This window comes from Saccharopolyspora shandongensis, from assembly GCF_900106995.1.
Lineage (GTDB): Bacteria > Actinomycetota > Actinomycetes > Mycobacteriales > Pseudonocardiaceae > Saccharopolyspora > Saccharopolyspora shandongensis.
The window spans coordinates 334,039-353,623 of the sequence record NZ_FNOK01000003.1; the positions used below are offsets into that span (position 1 = coordinate 334,039).

General features: G+C 70.7%; 17 protein-coding genes and 1 pseudogene. 4 read left to right on the forward strand and 14 right to left on the reverse strand.

Going from position 1 to position 19,585, the window contains the following annotated elements:
- Window positions 1-14: 14 nt before the first annotated feature.
- The 3 genes from BLW84_RS04855 to BLW84_RS04865 all read right to left on the reverse strand — a co-directional run bounded on the left by BLW84_RS04855 (window position 15) and on the right by BLW84_RS04865 (window position 4,912).
- Window positions 15-1,250 (reverse strand): YeeE/YedE family protein, encoded by a 1,236-nt coding sequence (locus BLW84_RS04855; RefSeq protein ID WP_093261667.1) that lies wholly within the window; start codon window positions 1,248-1,250, stop codon window positions 15-17.
- A 19-nt stretch (window positions 1,251-1,269) separates the two neighbouring features.
- Window positions 1,270-2,988 (reverse strand): hypothetical protein, encoded by a 1,719-nt coding sequence (locus tag BLW84_RS47240; RefSeq protein ID WP_245760929.1) that lies wholly within the window; start codon window positions 2,986-2,988, stop codon window positions 1,270-1,272.
- Window positions 2,989-3,091: 103 nt separating this feature from the next.
- Entirely contained in the window at window positions 3,092-4,912 is a 1,821-nt protein-coding gene (locus tag BLW84_RS04865) for a selenium-binding family protein (RefSeq protein WP_245760930.1), read from the reverse strand.
- 978 nt (window positions 4,913-5,890) lie between these two features.
- On the opposite strand from BLW84_RS04865, the gene BLW84_RS04870 reads away from it, so the two are divergent.
- Window positions 5,891-6,343 (forward strand): hypothetical protein, encoded by a 453-nt coding sequence (locus BLW84_RS04870; RefSeq protein WP_177226283.1) that lies wholly within the window; start codon window positions 5,891-5,893, stop codon window positions 6,341-6,343.
- Window positions 6,344-6,371: 28 nt separating this feature from the next.
- Window positions 6,372-6,731, forward strand: a pseudogene (locus tag BLW84_RS50260) (DUF7134 domain-containing protein); the annotation flags it as partial.
- Between the two features lie 105 nt (window positions 6,732-6,836).
- Here BLW84_RS50260 and BLW84_RS04875 read toward each other — a convergent pair.
- From BLW84_RS04875 to truB, 10 genes are all read right to left on the reverse strand, one after another.
- Window positions 6,837-7,289 (reverse strand): hypothetical protein, encoded by a 453-nt coding sequence (locus tag BLW84_RS04875; protein WP_177226288.1) that lies wholly within the window; start codon window positions 7,287-7,289, stop codon window positions 6,837-6,839.
- Between the two features lie 15 nt (window positions 7,290-7,304).
- On the reverse strand, window positions 7,305-8,057 hold the full coding sequence (dapB, locus tag BLW84_RS04880) for a 4-hydroxy-tetrahydrodipicolinate reductase (protein ID WP_093261670.1): 753 nt from the start codon (window positions 8,055-8,057) through the stop codon (window positions 7,305-7,307).
- A gap of 155 nt (window positions 8,058-8,212) precedes the next feature.
- Window positions 8,213-9,550, reverse strand: coding sequence for a M16 family metallopeptidase (locus BLW84_RS04885; protein WP_093261672.1), 1,338 nt, complete (start codon window positions 9,548-9,550; stop codon window positions 8,213-8,215).
- Window positions 9,551-9,751: 201 nt separating this feature from the next.
- On the reverse strand, window positions 9,752-12,013 hold the full coding sequence (locus BLW84_RS04890; RefSeq protein ID WP_093261674.1) for a polyribonucleotide nucleotidyltransferase: 2,262 nt from the start codon (window positions 12,011-12,013) through the stop codon (window positions 9,752-9,754).
- Window positions 12,014-12,265: 252 nt separating this feature from the next.
- Entirely contained in the window at window positions 12,266-12,535 is a 270-nt protein-coding gene (rpsO, locus tag BLW84_RS04895) for a 30S ribosomal protein S15 (protein ID WP_093261676.1), read from the reverse strand.
- Between the two features lie 144 nt (window positions 12,536-12,679).
- A complete protein-coding gene (gene thpR / locus BLW84_RS04900) occupies window positions 12,680-13,249 on the reverse strand; it encodes an RNA 2',3'-cyclic phosphodiesterase (RefSeq protein ID WP_093261678.1) in 570 nt (189 codons plus the stop codon).
- A gap of 52 nt (window positions 13,250-13,301) precedes the next feature.
- Window positions 13,302-13,790 carry a helix-turn-helix domain-containing protein gene (locus tag BLW84_RS04905; RefSeq protein WP_093261680.1) on the reverse strand — a complete coding sequence of 163 codons (489 nt, stop codon included), beginning with the start codon at window positions 13,788-13,790 and terminating at the stop codon, window positions 13,302-13,304.
- A gap of 168 nt (window positions 13,791-13,958) precedes the next feature.
- Window positions 13,959-14,945, reverse strand: a complete 987-nt coding sequence (locus BLW84_RS04910) for a bifunctional riboflavin kinase/FAD synthetase (RefSeq protein ID WP_093261768.1) — start codon at window positions 14,943-14,945, stop codon at window positions 13,959-13,961.
- Between the two features lie 86 nt (window positions 14,946-15,031).
- Entirely contained in the window at window positions 15,032-15,718 is a 687-nt protein-coding gene (locus BLW84_RS04915) for a DUF4232 domain-containing protein (RefSeq protein ID WP_218157200.1), read from the reverse strand.
- 105 nt (window positions 15,719-15,823) lie between these two features.
- Window positions 15,824-16,732: a tRNA pseudouridine(55) synthase TruB gene (truB, locus tag BLW84_RS04920; protein ID WP_093261683.1), complete on the reverse strand. Its 909-nt coding sequence runs from the start codon at window positions 16,730-16,732 to the stop codon at window positions 15,824-15,826.
- Window positions 16,733-16,804: 72 nt separating this feature from the next.
- On the opposite strand from truB, the gene def reads away from it, so the two are divergent.
- On the forward strand, window positions 16,805-17,302 hold the full coding sequence (def, locus tag BLW84_RS04925; protein ID WP_093261685.1) for a peptide deformylase: 498 nt from the start codon (window positions 16,805-16,807) through the stop codon (window positions 17,300-17,302).
- Window positions 17,303-17,317: 15 nt separating this feature from the next.
- On the opposite strand, the gene BLW84_RS04930 is transcribed toward def, so the two are convergent.
- Window positions 17,318-18,646 carry an MATE family efflux transporter gene (locus BLW84_RS04930; RefSeq protein WP_093261687.1) on the reverse strand — a complete coding sequence of 443 codons (1,329 nt, stop codon included), beginning with the start codon at window positions 18,644-18,646 and terminating at the stop codon, window positions 17,318-17,320.
- 69 nt (window positions 18,647-18,715) lie between these two features.
- Here BLW84_RS04930 and BLW84_RS04935 point away from each other — a divergent pair, with 69 nt between their 5' ends.
- Window positions 18,716-19,243: a CGNR zinc finger domain-containing protein gene (locus tag BLW84_RS04935; protein ID WP_093261688.1), complete on the forward strand. Its 528-nt coding sequence runs from the start codon at window positions 18,716-18,718 to the stop codon at window positions 19,241-19,243.
- Window positions 19,244-19,585: the final 342 nt, after the last annotated feature.

Below are 19,585 nucleotides of genomic sequence, written 5' to 3' on the forward strand. Positions count from 1 at the left end.
TTCCGCGCGGCAGATCAGCAGACCGAGTCGGACGGCTTGGGGTTGGTGAGCCCGAACAGCGGGCGCAGCGCAACGCCCGCGAAGGTGCCGATGAGGGCCATCGCGCCCCACAACCAGCCGTGCAGGCTGAACGAGGCCACGCCCGAGAAGTAGGCGCCGATGTTGCAGCCACCGGCGAGCCGGGCGCCGATTCCCATGACCACGCCGCCGAGCACGGCGCCGACCGCCAGCTTCCACGGGATCTTGCGGTGCAGGGTGAAGGCACCGGCGAGGGCGGCGGCGATGAGCGCGCCGATCATGATTCCGAAGTCCATCACCGAAATCCGGTCGGTGAGCACGGACGCCGAGAGCTTCGCCGCGTTCTCCGGCACGCGCCAGAACGGCGCACCGGAGATGTCGATGCCGACCCAACCGAGGATCTTGGCGCCCCACAAACCGAACGCCGAGGTAATTCCCCAGGCGTGCCCGGACACGAACAGCGTCAGCGCGTTCAGCCCGGCGAGCAGCAGCGCCCCGATCCACAACGGCCAGGAGCCGCGCAGCGCCCGCAGCACGCCGCGTTCGGTCGGCGGCTGTTCGATCGGCGGTGGTGTCCGGCGGCGTTCGATCAGCACCGATGCGCCGGCGATGGCGCCGATGACCAGCAGCGAGATGATCAGAGCCCCGGTGTATCCCAGCGGCGTGTCGGCGAGCGAAACACTGGGTCCGGTGTTCTGCAGCAGTTTGATCCAGTCGGCGGCAAAGGCGCTGGCGACCGAGCCGGCGATGAAACCGCCGAGGGTGAACAGGATCGCGGTCTGCCCGCTGCCGACGGCGAACAGCGTCCCGGAGGCGCACGATCCGCCGACCTGCATGCCCACGCCGAACAGGAACGCGCCCAGCACCACGCCGAGCCCGGCCGGCGCCACGGTGCCCTCCGGCGTTCCGGACAGGCTCGCGCCGCTGCCCAGCAGCACGGAGAACAGCAGGCACGCCACGCCCAGCATCAGCATGTGCGCCCGGATCGCGCGGCCTTGGCCGACGGTCACCAGCTGCCGCCACGCCGAGGTGAAGCCGAAGCGGGAATGGAACAGCACGAGCCCGAGCGCGAGGCCGATCGCGTAGAGCACCGTGAGCTTCCAGCCTGCGGCGTTGTTGACGGCGAGGCCGACCACGACGGCTACTGCGACACCGATCGCGACCACGCCACGCTGCGCCGGTGGCGCCTGCACAGGTGCGACGACGGGACGCGATACGTCCACAACAGACATGAGCACTCCTGGTTCTGGGTCAGGACGGGAGGGGGCCGGAAATGGCGACGATGGTGCCCTGCGGGATCCATTGGCCCGCGGCGGAACTGCCGTGCGGGTGGTTGGCCATCCGCATCACGTCCACCTGGGCGGAGGCGTAGATCGCGACGTCGCCGGTGAGGTTCTCCTGACGCGCCGCCAGCCAGTTGCGGAATCCGGCGAGCGACGGGGGTTCGCCGCCGAACACGCCGGCCAACGTCATGCCGTAGGTCAGCGAGCGCTCGTCGCGGGGGTCGAAGCGCAGTGGGATCGACGAGCCGGCCACGGCGTTCACGACCGGTCCGTGCAGCAACCACGGAGCGAGGTGGACGCCGTAGATGTAGCCCGGCCCGCTGTTGCTGGATTCGAGGGCTTCTTCGGCGCGGGACCAGCCGGAGACGACGAGCAGCGCGCCGCCGGGATCGTCCCGGATCGCCAGTCCGCGTTGCTGTGCTTGGGAAAGCGCCGCGTCGGCGGCGGCTCGGGAGCGGGGCGATTCGTCGCTGATCACGGCGACCGACGGAACGCCGGCTGCGGCGAGGTAGCCGATCTGCTTGCGCAGCGCATCTTCGTCCTCTGTGGACAACACTGCGGATGGGCAGCTTTCCAGCACCGACGGGGCCCCGGCGGCGATGCTGCCCAACGCGGCGCTGGCGCATTCGGGTCCGTCCGCGGCGACGGCGTCCGGCAGGGCCGGGAGTTCGCCGGTGTCGACGTCCACCGTGCCCTGCTCCGCGCCGCGACGCACCACGAAATCGCTGCGGCCGCTGGCCAGTTCGACCTCGGCCCAGGTTCCGGTGCTGCCCGGTCGCGGGACGGCCCGCGAGATCCGGCCGCCGGATTCGACCACGACGTCCAGTCCCGCGCTCGCCGGGAAGTGCACCAGGTTTCGCCCCGGCCGGTGCGGGCTGACCAGCACTGGTGTCCCGGCAGCCGACGCGAGCCGTGGAATACCGGGCACTGCCAGGTCGTGCGGCTGCGGAATGCCCGGCAGGGCGGTCCAGACGACGACCGCGACCAGCACTCCCACCGCGCCCAGCCGGTAAACCCGCCGGACGTCGCGGAGCACCGCGGTCAGCACCAGAACACCCAGCGACGCCACGGCCAGCCCGACGAGCACCCGGCCGTACGCGCTGTCCACGAGCCGGCGGTCGAGCAGGCCCGACACCAGCAGCTGGGCGAGCCCGGCCCCGGCGAGCGCCAACGCCGCGGTCAGCGCCACCGGGCCGGGTCGCAGCCCGCTGTCGTCGCGCCAGGATCCGACGGCGAAGCCGAACCAGACCACGGCGACGGCGGCGAACACGGTGTCGAGGAAGAACGCGAGCGACGAATGCCCGAGCCCGGCCTCGGCGATCAGCAGCAGGGCCAGCGCGAACCCGAGGTAGGTCGCGGCGGCCCGCCACCGCAACGCGAGCGGCACCGCCAGCGCGAGGATCGCGTGCGCCACCGCGAAACCGATGTTGATGTCGAGCACCGCCGCGGACCACCCGCTGGCCAGCGCGGCGATGCCGCCGGCCGTCCAGGCCAGCCACGGTGGCACCGCCACCACGGCGCGCAGCAGGCCGACTCCCGCGACCACCGCGGTGCTGGTCAGCAGGAGAATCCGCAGCACCAAGGCCAGCAGATCCACACTGGACACCCCGGTGTGGGAGTGCATGTTCTCCATCAGCCACTCGCGTTCTCTCGCTCGGGTTCCGGTGATTTCGCGCGAAATCGCCATCTGTCACGCGTGGGGAGCGGCGATTTCGCGCGAAATCGCCGCTCGTTCCTCCTGGCGAGGAGCCGTTCCGCAGCGGGAACGGCTCCTCCACCGGGCGCGCGCTCTACTTCACGTCGCCGTCGGCGACCACGAACAGCTCCGAGTGCGGTTTGGCGTTGCCGAACTCGCCGTGCGGCCAGGACCGCCGGTTGAAGTTCACGCCGACCTCACCGGTGACCTCGTCGCGGAACTCGTCGTCGACCGACACCGAGCCGTCCTTGCCCAGGCTCACGATGCTGACCTTGTGATCGCCGTCCAGGCCGGATCGGGCCACGAAGTAGTTCGACACCGCGAGCCGCTGCGGCTGCTGGGTTTCCTGGTAGAAGCCGTCCGGGCCGAGCACGAAGTTGTCGTACGCGCCCCAGTGCGGGCCGGCGCCGGGCTTGCCGGGGTTGATCGGGGTGGCGCCGGCGAGCGTCGGGCAGTCGGCTTCGGCGCCGCCGTACTCGGCCTCCTGCTTGGTGTCGATCGAGCACTTGTAGTCGTCGCCGGCTCCGACGAGCTTGGAGATGTCCAGCACGTAGACGCCGCCCGTGGTGCCCGGGTCGTCGGGCCCGAAGGTGCCGGGCTGGCGCCCGACGATCGCCCGGTACAGGAACCGGTCGTCCAGGCTGGTCTGGATCCAGCCGCCGTTGGAGCTGCCGCCGTTGCGGTCGTTGGCCGCGTCGAAGCCGGGGTTGGCCGTGCCGTCGTCGAAGACCTGCCGCCAATGCGGTTCGGCCGCGGTGATGTCCGGCGTGTAGAAGACCGCGCCGCCCTGCATGGTCTGGGCGAAGGCGCCCTTGTGGCCGGGGAGGTTGGTGACGGTCGTCTCCATCACCGCGCGGCTTTCCTGGTGCAGCGGGTCGTTCGGGTCGGCGCGGGGCCCATCCGGCAGGTAGGACACCGCTTTCAGCTTCGGGTGGTTGCGGTCGGAGATGTCCCAGGTGCGCACGGTGGGCCGCCGCAGGTACGGCGACGGCGCCTTCACCGGGTCGAGGATGATGTTGCGCGGCTCGACGTAGTCGGCGGTCACCAGCGTGTTCAGGTCCTCGCGGGCCTGGATGCCGTGCGGGTTGGCGCAGGTCGGCTCGCCGAGTCTCGGCAGGTTGGCGCAGAGCTTCTCGTTGTCGCCGCCGGGCGTGGCCGCCGGGGACTGCGAGAGCACCTTGGCGTTCTCGTCGAAGCGCACGACTTCACCGGGGCTGCCGGCGAAACCATTGCCGATGTGCACCGAACCGTCGTCGTAGCGGTAGGGGCCGGGCGCGACCGGTCCGCCCATGTAGGTCGCGTACGCCGTGCCGTCCTTGAGCACCCAGTAGGCGTCGGGCACGGAGCCGCCGAGCGTTTGCGTGGGCAGGCTGATGCCCTTCAGCTTCACGTTGGGCAGGGCGGTCACGTCGAAGGCGTAGGTGGCGGCGCCGAAGAGCGCGCCCGCGTAGATGGTGTCGCCCTTGTGCCACACGTATTGCATGTGGTGCGGCTCGTTCTCCACCAGCGGCCCGACGGTGATGGTGTTGACGACCTCGCCGTATCCGGGCGATCCGGGGGTCGCGTCGATGACGGCGAGGAAGTCGGGACCGGGCAGGGCGTTCGTGGCCTTGCCGACGCCGCCGCCCAGCGATCCGGGCAGGTTCCGCACGTCCGGGACCACCGTGTCGGCGATGTTCTCGTCGCCGGCCCAGACCAGCAGCCATTCCTTGCGCTTGCCGTCGGACTGCGACTTCTCCAGCGCGCTCTTCACCAGGTGGTTGGTGACCGTGTAGTCCTTGCCGTCGGCGCCTTTGACCGATTGCGTCGACACTTCGACATCTGCGTAGGCGTCTTGGACGGGTAGCGTGACCGCGCCGACCGCCAGCAGCACGGCGGCCAGCCCAGTGGGCCATCTGCGAAAACGTATCTTCATTTGTGCTCCGAGAATCCGTGGAATCACCCGACTGAAGGCATGCCGGAATGCCACCGGCGACGCGTTCGGAAAAAATGCGCGCTAGCGGAGAAAGCGGCGATGCCGAAGGGAACACATCGGACCGGGGGAAAACCGCGTTGTCACGCCGGGCCCGGTTCCGCGAAAGGAGAGCTCTAGCCGGCGCAACAGAGCGCGCTGGCCTGCTGCACCAAATCGACATGCAGGCGAGCCACCAGTGTGGCGAACCTAGACATGGCTGAAATGATCAGGATTACCGGTGACGCTGTCAATGGCCCAACCACTTGGTGAGATCGCCGCACATCGTTACCCGGAAAAGCGCAGCACGAGCCCGCGTTCACCCGAAGAGCGGTAGAGGAGTTAACAACGTAACCCTATCTTGCGGCCGCCGCGAAACATTTATTTCACAATTCCCGAAAAACCGCCGGAGTCCGCGCGCCTGCCCCCATTGTGCCTCAGGATCGCCCGCAATGCCGCCGCCGTTGCGGCGCACCAGGAGCTAATCCACTTCGGACCGGCGCGAACACCGGCGTACGTCGAGATGCGTACGGCTCGAGAGCTTCCAGGCCCGAACGTCTTCCACAGCCCGCGGTCGCGGTCCGATGCCGTGGAGTTCTTCCGGATCACCGGGCCAGCCGACTTCTTCCCGCCGATGGGGGCCGTGACCGTGCTGGCGGCGGCGAGCCTCGTCCTGCTGTGGCGCCACCGGTGCCGCGCCGGTGACTCGCGGGCAGCCTGGTTTCGCTGCTGGGCGGTGAGTTCTTGTTCTCCGCGCTCTACTTCTGGCCGCGCAACGAGATCATGTTCACCGAAGGCAGCGCCCGTGCATTCCGCCGAACTCCTGCGGCAGGTCGCGGTCGAGTTCGAGACCGGGCACTGGTCCCGGCTGGCGACGAGCGCCGTGACCGCGACGGCGGCATTCATCGGTTTCCTCCCCTAGCACCGGGAAGAGGTGCGCTGATGCTCGATGGGTTCCGGGAATCCCTCGGCATGCCGCTGTCGGCAATGTTCGGGTTGGCGCTGCTGGGCGTGCCACGGGTGATCGCCCACGATCTCCGCCTCGCGAGCCCGCTGGTCAACGCGTTGCTCGTGTTCGTGCCCATCGCGGTCTGGCCGGCGATCGTACTGTGGCTTCGGGCGCCCAACGCGTTCCGCACACTGCTGATCACCGGCGTCATCTACGGCGTTCTGCTAGACGTCGTGCACCAGCTGCTCTGGACGCCAGCTTTCGGCGGCGCTGCGCCCGGCCTCGACGGGAATCTCGCCGGTGTGCCGGCGCCTTCGGCCGAGGGATTGTTGTTGCGGGCGTTCGCATTCCTGAGCGGTCTCGTCACCGGCGTGCTGGTCGGGGCTGGTACCGGCATGGTCGGCTGGATGATCGCGAAGGCTGTGCCCGGCTTCCGGAAGCACTGATGTTCCGCGTGGAAGGGAGATCCGCGACGTGGACGCTTCGAGCGACCGGCGGCAGCTGGCGGTCGACACCGGCCTGGCGATGCTGGTGCTGGTGGTGGTCGGGACGGCGATCACCGCGAGCGTCGGCGGATCGGAACCGCCGGGCCTCGGCGCGTACGGATTCAGCGCGCTGTTCGCCGTGCTGATGCTGGTGCGCCGCCGGTGGCCGGTCGGGACGCTGCTGGTGACGACGGTCGCGTTGCTCTCGTACTACGTGCTCTCGTACCCGCCGATCGGGCTGGCCGTGCCGGTGGCCGCTGCGCTGTACTCGGCGGCCGAGCAGGGCAGGCTGCGGGTTGCGAGCGGGGTCGCGGTGGCGCTGCTGCTGATCCTCCACGGTGGCCCGGCTGCGAACCGGCGACGATCCGGCCTTCGTGGTCGGCTTCGAGTTCACCAGTTACGCCGGGCTCATTGCGGCTGGGTCACGCGGCGCGGACGAGTGGCGGAAACGGCGTCACCGCCCGGATTCTTCGCGCTCCAGCTCGATCGCGCGGCGCATCGCCTTGCGGCCGCGGTTGCGGTCGCCGGCCAGGTCGTACGCCTGCGCCAGCGCGAACCAGCGCCGCCAATCCTGCGGCGCGGCTTCGAGTTCGGCCTGCTTCTCGTCGAAGTAAGCGTCCGCCGCCTCCCGCTCGACGCGCCCGGAGGGCCGCCGGGGCAGGTGCGAGACGTCCGGCAGCGCGTCCTCGTCGTAGAGCCGCTGCGCGAGCCGTTCCGTGCTCGCGCCGAACCGAAGCTGATCGACGACCAGCAGCGCGCCGAGCACCGGCAGCACGAAGACCGCCACCCCGAGGGCGATGAACACCGGCTGCCCGCTGGTGATCATGGTGACCGCGCGGCCGCCCATGAGCACCAGGTACACCAGCAGCACGATCGCCACCACGAACGAGGACGTCCGCGGGGTGATCAGCTTGCGGGCCACTCAGATCCCCAGCAGCGCGTCGAGGCCGACGGTCAGGCCCGGCCGGGACCCGACCTCGCGGATCGACAGCAGCACCCCGGGCATGAAGGAGCGGCGGTCGTAGGAGTCGTGCCGGATGGTCAGCGTCTCGCCCTCGGTGCCGAACAGCACCTCCTGGTGCGCGACCAGCCCGGTCATCCGCACCGAGTGCACCCGGACGCCGTCGACGTCCGCGCCGCGGGCGCCGTCGAGCTCCTTGGTCGTCGCGTCCGGTACCTCGCCCAGGCCCGCCTCGGCGCGCGCCTGCGCGATCACCTGCGCGGTGCGCGCGGCGGTGCCCGACGGCGCGTCGGCCTTCTTGGGGTGGTGCAGCTCGACGATCTCCACGGATTCGAAGAACTTCGCGGCGAGTTCGGCGAACCGCATCGACAGCACCGCACCGATCGCGAAGTTCGGCGCCACCAGCACGCCGACCTCCGGCCGGTCGGCCAGCCAGGAACGAACGGTCGCCAGCTCCGGAGTGCCGAGCCCGCTGGTGCCGACCACCACGTGGATGCCGTGCTCGACGCAGAACCGGATGTTGTCGAGGACCGCGTCGGGATGGGTGAGGTCGACCGCGACCTGGGCGCCGCCGTCGAGCAACCCGGTGAGGCCGTCCTCGCGGTTGATCGCGGCGACCAGTTCGGTGTCGGGGGCCTCGCCGACGGCGCGAACCGCCTCGGATCCCATCCGCCCGCGGGCACCCAGCACGCCGACCTTGATCGGGCTGTTCACGTGACGACTACCTTTCCACCTCGACGCCGCACTGCCGCGAGTCTATGCACCGGCGTTCTCCGAGGTGACGGGCACCCCACGCCCGCTCGACGGTGCCCGAGCCCGCGATTTCCGCTGGGATCGGAGGTTCGATCCCAGCGGAAACCGTGGACGGATCACACGCCGTCGGGCAGGTCCTCGGGCGAGTCGTACGGCCCGACGACGGCGGTGGTCAGCGGGCGGCGCAGCAGCTCGGCCGCGAGCTCCGCCACGTCGTCGACGGTGACCGCGTCGATGCGCTCCAAGGTCTCCTCGACCGTGAAGTGCCTGCCGTAGTTCAGCTCGATCTTGCCGATCCGGCTCATCCGGGACGCGCTGTCCTCCAGGCCGAGCACCAGGCCGCCGCGCAGTTGCCCGCGCCCGCGCTCCACCTCGTCCGCGGTCAGCCCGTCGGCCGCGACGCCGGCGAGCACGCCGCGGATCACCGTCGCGACCTCGCCGAGCCGGTCCGGGGTGCAGCCCGCGTACACCGAGAACGTTCCGGCGTCGGAGTACGCCGTGGTGGCCGAGTACACCGAGTAAGCCAGGCCCCGCCGCTCCCGCACCTCCTGGAACAGCCGCGAGCTCATGCCGCCGCCCAGCGCCGCGTTGAGCACGCCGAGCGCGAAGCGGCGGTCGTCGTAGCGGTCGAAGCCGCGGCAGCCCATCAGCAGGTGGGCCTGCTCGGTGTCGTCGGTGTGCAGCGCCAGCTGCTTCTGCTTCGGCAACCGCGCCCGGCCCGCGCGCGGCGGCGCGGGCAGCGCGTCGCCGTCCAGCCGCTCCCCGAGCGCCTTGCGCAGCAGCCGCAGCACCCGGCTGTGGTCGACGTTGCCGGCAGCGGCGATGACCATCTTCGGCATCTCGTAGCTGCGCCGGTAGAAGCCGTTGACCCGGGCCCGGGTCATCTCGGTGATGGAGTCCTCCGTGCCCAGCACCGAGCGGCCGAGCGGGTGGTCGCCGAGCACCGCCGAGGTGAACAGCTCGTGCAGCAGGTCCTCGGGATCGTCGTCGCGCATCGCGATCTCCTCCAGGACCACGCTGCGCTCGACGTCCACATCGGACTTGGCGTTCAGCGCGTCGAAGACCACGTCGCAGAGCATGTCGATCGCCAGCGGCAGATCGCGGTCGAGCACGTGCGCGTAGTAGCAGGTGTGCTCCTTGGCCGTGAAGGCGTTGAGCTCACCGCCGACGGCATCGATCTCCTGCGCGATGTCCACCGCCGTGCGCTTGGTGGTGCCCTTGAAGAGGAGGTGTTCCAGGTAGTGCGCGGCACCGGCCTGCGGGCGGCCCTCGTCGCGCGAACCCACCGCGACCCAGATGCCGACGGAGACCGAGCGCACGCCGGGCACGGGCTCGGTGACCACCCGCAAGCCGCCCGGCAACACCGTCCGGCGCACGGCCGCGTCGCCGGTGCCGCCGAGGATTCGAGTGGTCCCGGGCCGCTGCAGGTACCCGGCGTGTGTCTGCTTCTTCATGTCCCTTTAGAAACTACTTCGACATCGGTTTGCTTAGCGGTGCGGGTCGAGTCCTACACCGCGAGCGGCTGCCGCCGCTTGTGAAACACCGACCACCTTGGTCTCGTCGCGACATCATGAGTTGACGACTCACAACCGTACGGCCCGCCCCGGACATCCGGGACGGGCCGCATTGGACAGCGCGTCACGCGCGCCGATCGGTCACTGCGCCGGGGTCTCGGCCTCCGGCTTGGCCTCGCCCTCGGCCTTCTCCGCCTCGTCGCTGACCAGCACCAGGCTGATCTTGCCGCGGCTGTCGATGTCGGCGATCTCCACGCGCAGCTTGTCGCCGACGTTCACCACGTCCTCGACCTTGCCGATGCGCTTGCCGTTGCCCAGCTTGGAGATGTGCACCAGGCCGTCCTTGCCCGGCAGCAGCGAGACGAACGCGCCGAAGGCCGCGGTCTTGACCACGGTGCCCAGGAAGCGCTCGCCGACCTTCGGCAGCTGCGGGTTCGCGATGGCGTTGATCTTGTCGATCGCGGCCTCCGCGGACGGGCCATCGGCGGCACCGACGTAGATCGTGCCGTCGTCCTCGATGGTGATCTCCGCGCCGGTCTCCTCGGTGATCGAGTTGATCATCTTGCCCTTCGGGCCGATGACCTCGCCGATCTTGTCCACCGGGATGCTGATGGAGGTCACCCGCGGGGCGTGCGGGCTCATCTCGTCGGGCTTGCCGATCGCCTCGGCCATCACCTCGAGGATGGTGAACCGGGCGTCGCGGGCCTGGCCGAGCGCCTGGGCCAGCACCTCGGACGGGATGCCGTCCAGCTTGGTGTCCAGCTGCAGCGCGGTCACGAAGTCCTTCGTGCCGGCGACCTTGAAGTCCATGTCGCCGAAGGCGTCCTCGGCACCGAGGATGTCGGTCAGCGCCACGTAGTGAACTTTGGGCCCGTCGACAGCGTCTTCGAGCACGTCGGACACCAGGCCCATCGCGATGCCGGCCACCGGCGCCTTCAGCGGCACACCCGCGTTCAGCAGGGACAGCGTCGAGGCGCACACCGAGCCCATCGAGGTGGACCCGTTGGAGCCCAGCGCCTCGGAGACCTGGCGGATCGCGTACGGGAACTCCTCGCGCGACGGCAGCACCGGCATCAGCGCGCGCTCGGCCAGCGCACCGTGGCCGATCTCGCGCCGCTTCGGGCTGCCGACCCGGCCGGTCTCGCCGGTCGAGTAGGGCGGGAAGTTGTAGTGGTGCATGTACCGCTTCGTCGTCTCCGGGGACAACGAGTCGATGGTCTGCTCCAGGCGCAGCATGTTCAGCGTGGACACACCCAGGATCTGGGTCTCGCCGCGCTCGAACAGCGCCGAGCCGTGGGCCCGCGGGATCACGCCGACCTCTGCGGACAGGCTGCGGATGTCGGTCAGCCCGCGGCCGTCGATGCGGACCTGGTCGCGGATGATCCGCTGCCGCACCAGCTTCTTGGTCAGCGACCGGAAGGCGGCGCCGACCTCCTTCTCGCGGCCCTCGAACTGCTGGCCCTCGCCGGTGCCGACCTTCTCCAGCACCGCGGCCTTGATCTCGTCGAGGCGGCTCTCGCGCTCCTGCTTGCCGGCGATCTTCAGCGCCTCGGCGAGCTCACCGGAGACGGCCTGCTCGACGGCGGTGAAGGCGTCCTCGGCGTAGGCCGGGAACACCGGGAAGTCCTGGACTTCCTTGGCAGCGGGCTGCGCGAGCTGCTGCTGCGCCTGGCACAGGGTCCGGATGAAGGGCTTCGCGGCCTCCAGACCGGCGGCGACGACCTCCTCGGTCGGCGCCTGCGCGCCACCGGCGACCAGCGCGACGGTCTTGTCCGTGGCCTCGGCCTCGACCATCATGATCGCCACGTCGTCGCCGACGATGCGGCCCGCGACGACCATGTCGAACACGGCGCGCTCGAGCTGCTCGTGGGTCGGGAAGGCCACCCACTGGCCGTCGATCAGCGCCATCCGGGTGGCACCGATCGGGCCGGAGAACGGCAGGCCGGACAGCTGCGTGGACGCCGACGCGGCGTTGATCGCCAGCACGTCGTAGAGGTCGCCGGGCGACAGGCTCATGACGGTGACGACGACCTGGACCTCGTTGCGCAGGCCGTCCACGAAGGACGGGCGCAGCGGCCGGTCGATCAGCCGGCAGGTCAGGATCGCGTCGGTGGACGGGCGACCCTCGCGCCGGAAGAACGAGCCGGGGATGCGGCCCGCGGCGTACATCCGCTCTTCGACGTCGACGGTCAGCGGGAAGAAGTCGAAGTGCTCCTTCGGCTGCTTGGACGCCGTGGTGGCGGACAGCAGCATGGTTTCGTCGTCGAGGTACGCGACGACGCTGCCGGCGGCCTGCTTGGCCAGCCGGCCCGTCTCGAATCGGACGGTCCGGGTCCCGAACGCGCCGTTGTCCAGCACGGCGGTGGCCTCGTAGACGCCCTCGTCGATCTGGGGTTCAGTCAAGGTTGACTCCTCGGTTTCACGAGGCCCACGGCAGGAGCATCCGGATCGCGGTCCGACGAGGCCGGCCATCGATCGAAGCCCCCGGGAACGTCTGTTGCGACGACTTGCCCGGCAGCCACTACCGAGGACCGGCGGACGCCTGTCCGGTGCGTGCCACCGTGAGCGCTCTTCAGTTGCGACGGCGCGCGGGGCGCCGTCCGTTCTTCATGCACCGGGGGGAGCGACCCATCGGCCGCTCCCCCCCGGTGTTCGTCAACGACGCAGACCGAGTCGCTGGATCAGCGAACGGTAGCGTTCGATGTCCACCTTGGTCAGGTAGTTGAGCAGACGGCGGCGACGACCGACCATCAGCAGCAGACCACGACGCGAGTGGTGGTCGTGCTTGTGCTGCTTGAGGTGCTCCGTCAGCCCGACGATCCGCTTGGTCAGCAGGGCCACCTGGGCCTCCGGCGAACCGGTGTCGCCGTCCTTCAGGCCGTACTCGGCCAGGATCTGCTTCTTGTCTTCAGTGGACAACGCCACGAATTGACTCCTTCGATGTCCCGTGTCAGCGACGCCCGACCGATCGATCGGGTGGCGGGTCGACGCTTGGCCGACCGGAGGCGGCCACCACGGACTGCAGCCGCTCCACACGTCAGGATAACAGGGAGACCTGCTGCGACCGGGTCAACCCGGTGTCTCGCGCGTCACCGCCACTCGGTGCACCGTCCGGTACTCCCGACCGCCTTCCTGCAGGTCACTGCGCACCACCGTGAGGTCGCGCGGCCGCCACCAAGGGCCGGTGTAACCGGCGAGCAGCCCCGGCAGCAGCTCGCGGTCGGCACGCCCGGCAGGCCACCTGGCGATGGTGAGGTGCGCGGTGTAACCGCGCGGATCGCCACCGGCTGCGCGAACCAGCGCGTGCAGCGCGGCGTCGTCGGAGCCGGTCTCCGGCTCGACGCCGACCCACAGCACGCCGCGGAACGTCCCGGCACCGGCCAGCCGGAGGCGCGGTGACGCCGGGTCGGTCTCCAGCAGTTCGGCGACGCGCTGGTCGAGCCGGTCGGTCACGCGCTGCTCGTCGGCGTCGTCGCCGTGGAAGCGGAGCGTCAGGTGCCAGCGCGACGAGGGCGTGAAGCGGAACTTGCGCAGGCCCGCGGTCGCCTCGGCCACCCGGTCCGGGTGGAGCCGGTCTACCGTCGCCGCCAGGTGCCGCACCGCCTCGTCCGACGGCCACAGCGCGGTGAACAAACGCATACCCCAGTGTCCGTGCACTCCCCGGACGCCCGCGCGGCGGCCCCGCGAGAGCTCAGTCGGGGTCGCCGTTGGCGGCCCGGCGGAGCAGCTGCGCGAGCGCCGGGTAGCGGCCCTCCAGCAGCGATGCCGCCGCCGCCAGCTCGCCGGGCTTGGCCACCTCGCGCAGCGCCGGCCAGGCGGCCTCCTCGCCGTTGGCGGAGCCCATGACCGGCAGGTTGTCGCGGCCCACCGACGGGCGCGACTGGCGGACGTCTTCCAGCGCCTGCTTGATCGCGTTCTCGTCGCCCGCGGCGACACCGGGGATGAGCACCTTGCGCTCCAGCATCACGAGCCTGGCCAGCACCGACGGGTTGCCGATCTTGGCCCGGCGGCCGCTCATCACCTGGCTGAGCATCGGCGCGCTGATCCCGAGCACTTCCGCGAGCTGGGCCTGCGAGATGCGGAACGCAACGACCAGGCGGCGCACCCGGTCCCCCAGCGGCTCTCCGTACCACTGCCGCTGCAGTGCGAGGTTCCGCTGGACGTTGCTGTTCTCCGCCACCTTCGTTCCCCCCGTGTCGGCGCCGGCCCGGCCGCGGACGGCTGTTGATCCGGCCCTGAATACTGCCAGGTCACCGACCGGACGTGGCCGGGAATCCGAAAACCGTTCCGACCGCGGTGCGCCGCGCGGCGGACGCGGCTGCCCCGTCCGGGGGTTCGGCATACCGCCTCACCCGCCCACGGCCAGGATCCGCCGGGTTTCGGCGACGTCCTGGTGCATCTGCTCGATCAGCGCTTCGACCGTGTCGTAGCGCTCCATCGACCGCAGCCGCTGCACGAAGTCCAGGTCGACGTGCTCGCCGTAGAAGTCGGCGTCGATGTCCAGCACGTACGCCTCGACGGTGCGCTCAGTGCCGGAGAACGTCGGGTTGCTGCCGACCGACACCGCCGCGGGCAGCGTCTCGCCCGGCTGCACCGAGCCGCGCCGGCGGTGCGTGAACCACGCGGCGTACACGCCGTCCGCGGGGATCGCAGCGTTCGGCGGGGTGGACAGGTTGGCGGTCGGGAAGCCGAGTTCCTTGCCGCCGCGCCCGGCGCCGCGCACCACGATGCCTTCCAGCCGGTGGCTGCGGCCCAGCGCGGAGGCGGCCGCGACGACGTCGCCGGCGTCGATGCAGGAGCGGATGTAGGTCGAGGAGAAGGTCACCGAGGGGCCCGCCGCTTCGTCGGCGCGCTGCACCGGCCCGGAGACCAGCGCATCCGACTCGACCTCGAAGCCGAACCGCTCGCCGAGCTTGGCCAGCAGTTCGATGTTGCCGGCCGCCTTGTGGCCGAAGGTGAAGTTCTCGCCGACCACGATCTCCGCCGCGTGCAACCGCTCCACCAGCATCGCGTGCACGAACTCCTCGGCGGGCACGCGGGAGATCTCGCGGGTGAACGGCAGCACGCAGAAGACGTCGACCCCGAGCTGCTCGGCCAGTTCGGCGCGGCGCCGCAGGGTCGTCAGCTGTGCCGGATGACTGCCCGGGCGCACCACCTCGGACGGGTGCGGGTCGAAGGTCATCAGCACGCACGGCACGTCGCGGCGGCGGGCCTGCCGCACCGCGTGCGCGATCAGCTGCTGATGACCCCTGTGCACCCCGTCGAAGACGCCGATGGTGACCACGCACCGGCCCCAGCCACCGGGAATCTGCTCCAAACCACGCCAACGCTGCACGACCAGGAAGCCTACTGCGCCGCCACCCGATGGCCGGAACGCCACCGCCCGTGCCGCGGGTCACGCGGCACGGGCGGGCGGATCGGTCAGTTCGTGTAGTCGCCGAACGGCTGGACCTGGAGCTCGTCGTTCTCGCAGATCCGCATGGAGTTGTCGCGGCCCCGGTTGACCGGCACCTCGATGTCCTGGGCGCCGGCCTGCGGCAGCCGCACCGCGAGCGCCCCCGGCATGTCGCACCCACCGTCGTCACCGGAGGTCGTCCAGGTGATGTTGAAGCTGGCGAAGCCGCCCTGCCCGTCCAGCCGCATCGGCTGCGCGCCGTCGGCCGTCACCTGCCGGATCTCGACCGGCATGGTCGCGCCGCCCTCGGAGCCGCGCATCGCCTTGATCTCCGGATACCCGTCGAGCACGCACGGGGTCATGTTGTCGCTGTTCTTCGTCACGCTGAACAGGCCGCTGCTCGGGCGCCCGTCGTAGTTCTCGGCGGTGACGAACTTCGCATCGAGGTCGGACGCCTCGCACGGTCGGTCACCGGTGCCGTTCCCGCCCGAGTTCGAGCCGGGACCGGACGCCTTCCCGGTGGTCTCCTGCTGCTGACCGGCACTGGCCTCGACCGGCCGGCTACCGGCCTGCGAGCCACCGCCGGTCGTCTGCTGCGGCGCACCACCCGGCGCGCCGCCTGCCGCACAGCCGCTCAGCGCCAACCCCGCCGTCACCGCGACGGTCGCCCCGACTAATCGCTTGCGCATGCTGTTCCCAACGTTCGTCGTCACTGGATCGGACTAGCCGTGGGACGAGCGACTCCTCCACAGGTTCCAGGGATGTGACACCGGTCACCGAAGACGCATGCGAAGCGGAGGGGGTTCGACCGGAATGCGTCAGTTCGCCGGGATGATCACCAGCACCGGCTTCGCGGTCCGGCCGCGGTCGCGGACGAGGGCCACCGCCCGGCCGTCCGGATCGAACATCCCGTAGGTCCCCTCGACCCCGGCCGCAGGCACGACCTGGCCGTGGGAGAGGGCGCGGGCGGTGTTGGCATCCACGTTGCGGCGCGGAAAAGCGGTCTCGACCGCCTGGTCCAGGCCCATCGACAGCCCGGGCTCGGCCTCCAGCTGGTCCAGCGTGCGCACCGTGGCCAGCCCGAACGGGCCGACCCGGGTCCGGCGCAGTTCCGAGAGGTGCCCGCCGACGCCGAGGCCGGCCCCCAGGTCGCGCGCCAGCGCGCGCACGTAAGTCCCCGACGAGCATTCGACGAGCACGTCGAGGTCGGTCGTGCGCTCCGTGCGGCGCAGCGCCAGCACGTCGAAGCGCGACACCGTGACCGGCCGGGCGGCCAGCTCGACGGTCTCGCCGTTGCGCACCATCTCGTAGGCGCGCCGACCGTTGATCTTCACGGCGCTGACGGCGCTGGGCACCTGCTGGATGTCGCCGGTCAGCTCCGCGATCCCGGCCCGGATCGCCTGCTCGTCCACCCCGGAGGCGTCCACTTCGGACACGACATCGCCCTCGGCGTCGTCGGTGGTGGTGGCCGCGCCGAGCCGGATCGTCGCCAGGTACGCCTTGGTGTCCAGCGCGAGGTGGCCGAGCAGCTTGGTGGCCCGCTCCAGGCCCAGCACCAGCACCCCGGTGGCCATCGGGTCCAGCGTCCCGGCGTGCCCGACGCGGCGGGTGCCCATGATGCGGCGAACCCGCGACACGACGTCGTGCGAGGTCATCCCCGCCGGTTTGTCGATCACCAGCAGGCCGGGGGGAACGGTGGGACGCGTTTTGCGGGAGCGCTCGGACACGAGGAACCATCTTCCCCGACCCGGCGCGGCGCGCGTCGCTAGGGTGGCGGTGGAACTGCGAGGAGGTCAGCGGTGGCATTCCGACCGATCCGGCGCTTCGGCGACCCGGTGCTGCGCATGGCGGCCGAGCCGGTCACGGTCTTCGACCAGCGGCTGCGCTCGATCGTCGCGGACCTGCTGGACACCGTCGACGCGCCCGGGCACGCCGGGGTCGCCGCGCCGCAGATCGGCGTCGGGGTGCGGGTGTTCAGCTATCGCGTCGACGGCGAGATCGGGTACGTCGTCAACCCGGAGGTCGTCGAGCTCTCCGACGAGGTGGAGGACGACGTGGAGGCGTGCCTGTCGCTGCCCGGGCTCGGGTTCGAAACCCGCCGCGCCCAGCACGCGGTGGTGCGCGGCGTGAACGCGGACAACGAGCCGGTCACGGTGTCGGGCAGCGGCCTGATGGCGCGCTGCCTCCAGCACGAGACCGATCACCTCGACGGCATGGTCTACATCCAGCGCCTCGACCCGGAGCGCCGCCGCGAGGCCTACCGCCAGGTCCGGGAGCAGTCCTGGTTCTGGCAGTGACCCCTCGGCGGCGGATCATCCCGCGGTGGCTTCGGCCCGGGTGGCGCCGACGACGGCCCAGCGGCCGGAGCGGGCCCTCAGCAGCAGCGTGATCAGCCGCAGGAGCATGAACAGGGTCAGCCCGGTCCAGATCCCCACCAGGCCCCAGTCGAACGCCAGCGACAACCAGATCAGCGGCAGGTAGCCGATGGCCGCGCTCAGCAACGTCGCGGTTCGCAGGTAGGCGGCGTCGCCGGCGCCGAGCAACACCCCGTCCAGCGCGAACACCACGCCCGCAACGGGCTGCATGAGCACGAAGAACCACCACGCGTGCGGGATCGCCTCCAGCACCGCGCCGTCCGTGGTGAACAACGTCGGCAGCGGGCCGGCGAGCGCCGCGAACACCACCCCGAGCACGATGCCGAAACCCAGGCTGTACCAGGTGACCTGCCGGGCGATTCCCTTGGCGCGCGGAGCGGAACCGGCCCCGAGCGCCGCGCCGACCAAGGACTGCGCGGCGATGGCCAGCGAGTCGAGCACGAGCGCCAGGAACGCCCACAGCTGCCACACCACCTGGTGCGCCGCGGCGGCTTCCGCGCCGGTACGCGCCGCCACGGACGTCGCCGACAGGAAGCACGCCTGGAACGCCAGCGTTCGCAGCACCAGGTCGCGGCCGAGCCCGAGCTGGGCGCGCATCTTCGCGAACTCCGGCTTCAGCGGCACCCGCTCAACGAACAGCGCGCGCACGAACAGCGCGGCGGCGATCGTCTGGCCGATCAGGTTCGCGACCGCCGAACCCTCCAGCCCCCAGCCGAAGGGGTAGACGAACAGCGGGCACAGCACGGCGGAAACACCGTTGCCCACCAGCACGTACCGAAGCGGCCGCGCGGTGTCCTGCACGCCGCGCATCCAGCCGTTGCCGGCCATGGTGATCAGCACCATCGGCGCGCCGCACAGCGCGACGCGCATCCAGGTCGCGGCCGCATCGGCGATCGGCCCGGGGCCCGCCATCAGCTCCGCGATCGGGACGGCCAGCAGCTGCGTGAGCACCATGAGGACGACGCCGACGAGGACGCCCAGCCAGGTCGCCTGCACGCCCTCCGCGACGGCGTCCTTGCGGCGGCCGGCGCCGTGCAGCCGCGCGGTGCGCGCGGTGGTTCCGTAGCTCAGGAACGTCAGCTGGCTCGACACCAGGGTGAACAGCGTGCCGCCCAGCGCGAGCCCGGCGAGCGGCACCGCTCCGAGGTGACCGACCACGGCCGTGTCCACGAGCACGTACAGCGGTTCGGCGGCCAGCACGCCGAGAGCGGGCACCGCGAGCGCCAGCACGCGGCGCGGCGACACGCGCTCCCCCAGATCCGACACCCTGTCTCCTTGTAAGCTGTGATCGGCGGGTTCGCCCCTGACAGCCAAGGGTACTGGTAAGGACCACTGATGGACAACGCTGATTACGCCGCCGTTGCGCTGCGGATCGCCAACGCCGATCTGAGCAGCCTCGACGAGGTGCGCGCCGCGCTCCACGACGAGCCCTGGTGGGCCGACCGGCTCCACGCGAACGACCTGCCGCTCCTGCGTGCGGTGGGCGCCGGGCTGCGCCGGGCGCTGGACGCGATGGTGGCCGACGACGGCGAGACGGTGCTCGCCGAGATCAACGCGCTGCTGTCGGCGCACCCGCCCCGGCCCAGGCTTTCCGGGCACGGCGGCCACGACGGCATCCTCAACTGGCACGTCCACGTCGCCGGCCCGGACGCACCGGCGGTCGACGAAGTCGCGGCGGCGGCCGCGTGGGGCCTGGCGCAGGGCGTCGTCCAGCACGGCACGACCCGCTGGGGGCGCTGCGGAGCCGAGGGCTGCTACACCTACTTCTTGGACACATCGACGAACCAGGCCAAGCGCTTCTGCAGCCCCCGCTGCGCGAACCGCATGCACGTCGCGGCCTTCCGAGCCCGCCGCCGAACCTGAGCCCGAGTTCTCCGGCAGTTTCAATTGAGCCTAATCAGTTCTGGGAGTGAGCCATCCGGCAAACTCCTGGTTGGTAGCCGACCGGCAGGTGAGCACTCTGTGAGCCTGGGCGTGTGAGTCCTGGAAAAAGATCGTGCCCCTTGCTGGTAGGCCGGGAGAGTTGATCGCTGCTGGGATGTCGTGCCAGCCCATGGTGGTGTGAGCACTGCTTGATTAGGTCGCTGATGGTTCTCCCGCCGGCTGCGTGAAGGTGATCGGTGTGAACGGGAGGACCGTTGCAGCTGTTCGTAGGGGATGACTGGGCTGAGGATCATCACGACGTCGAGCTGATGGACAGCTCGG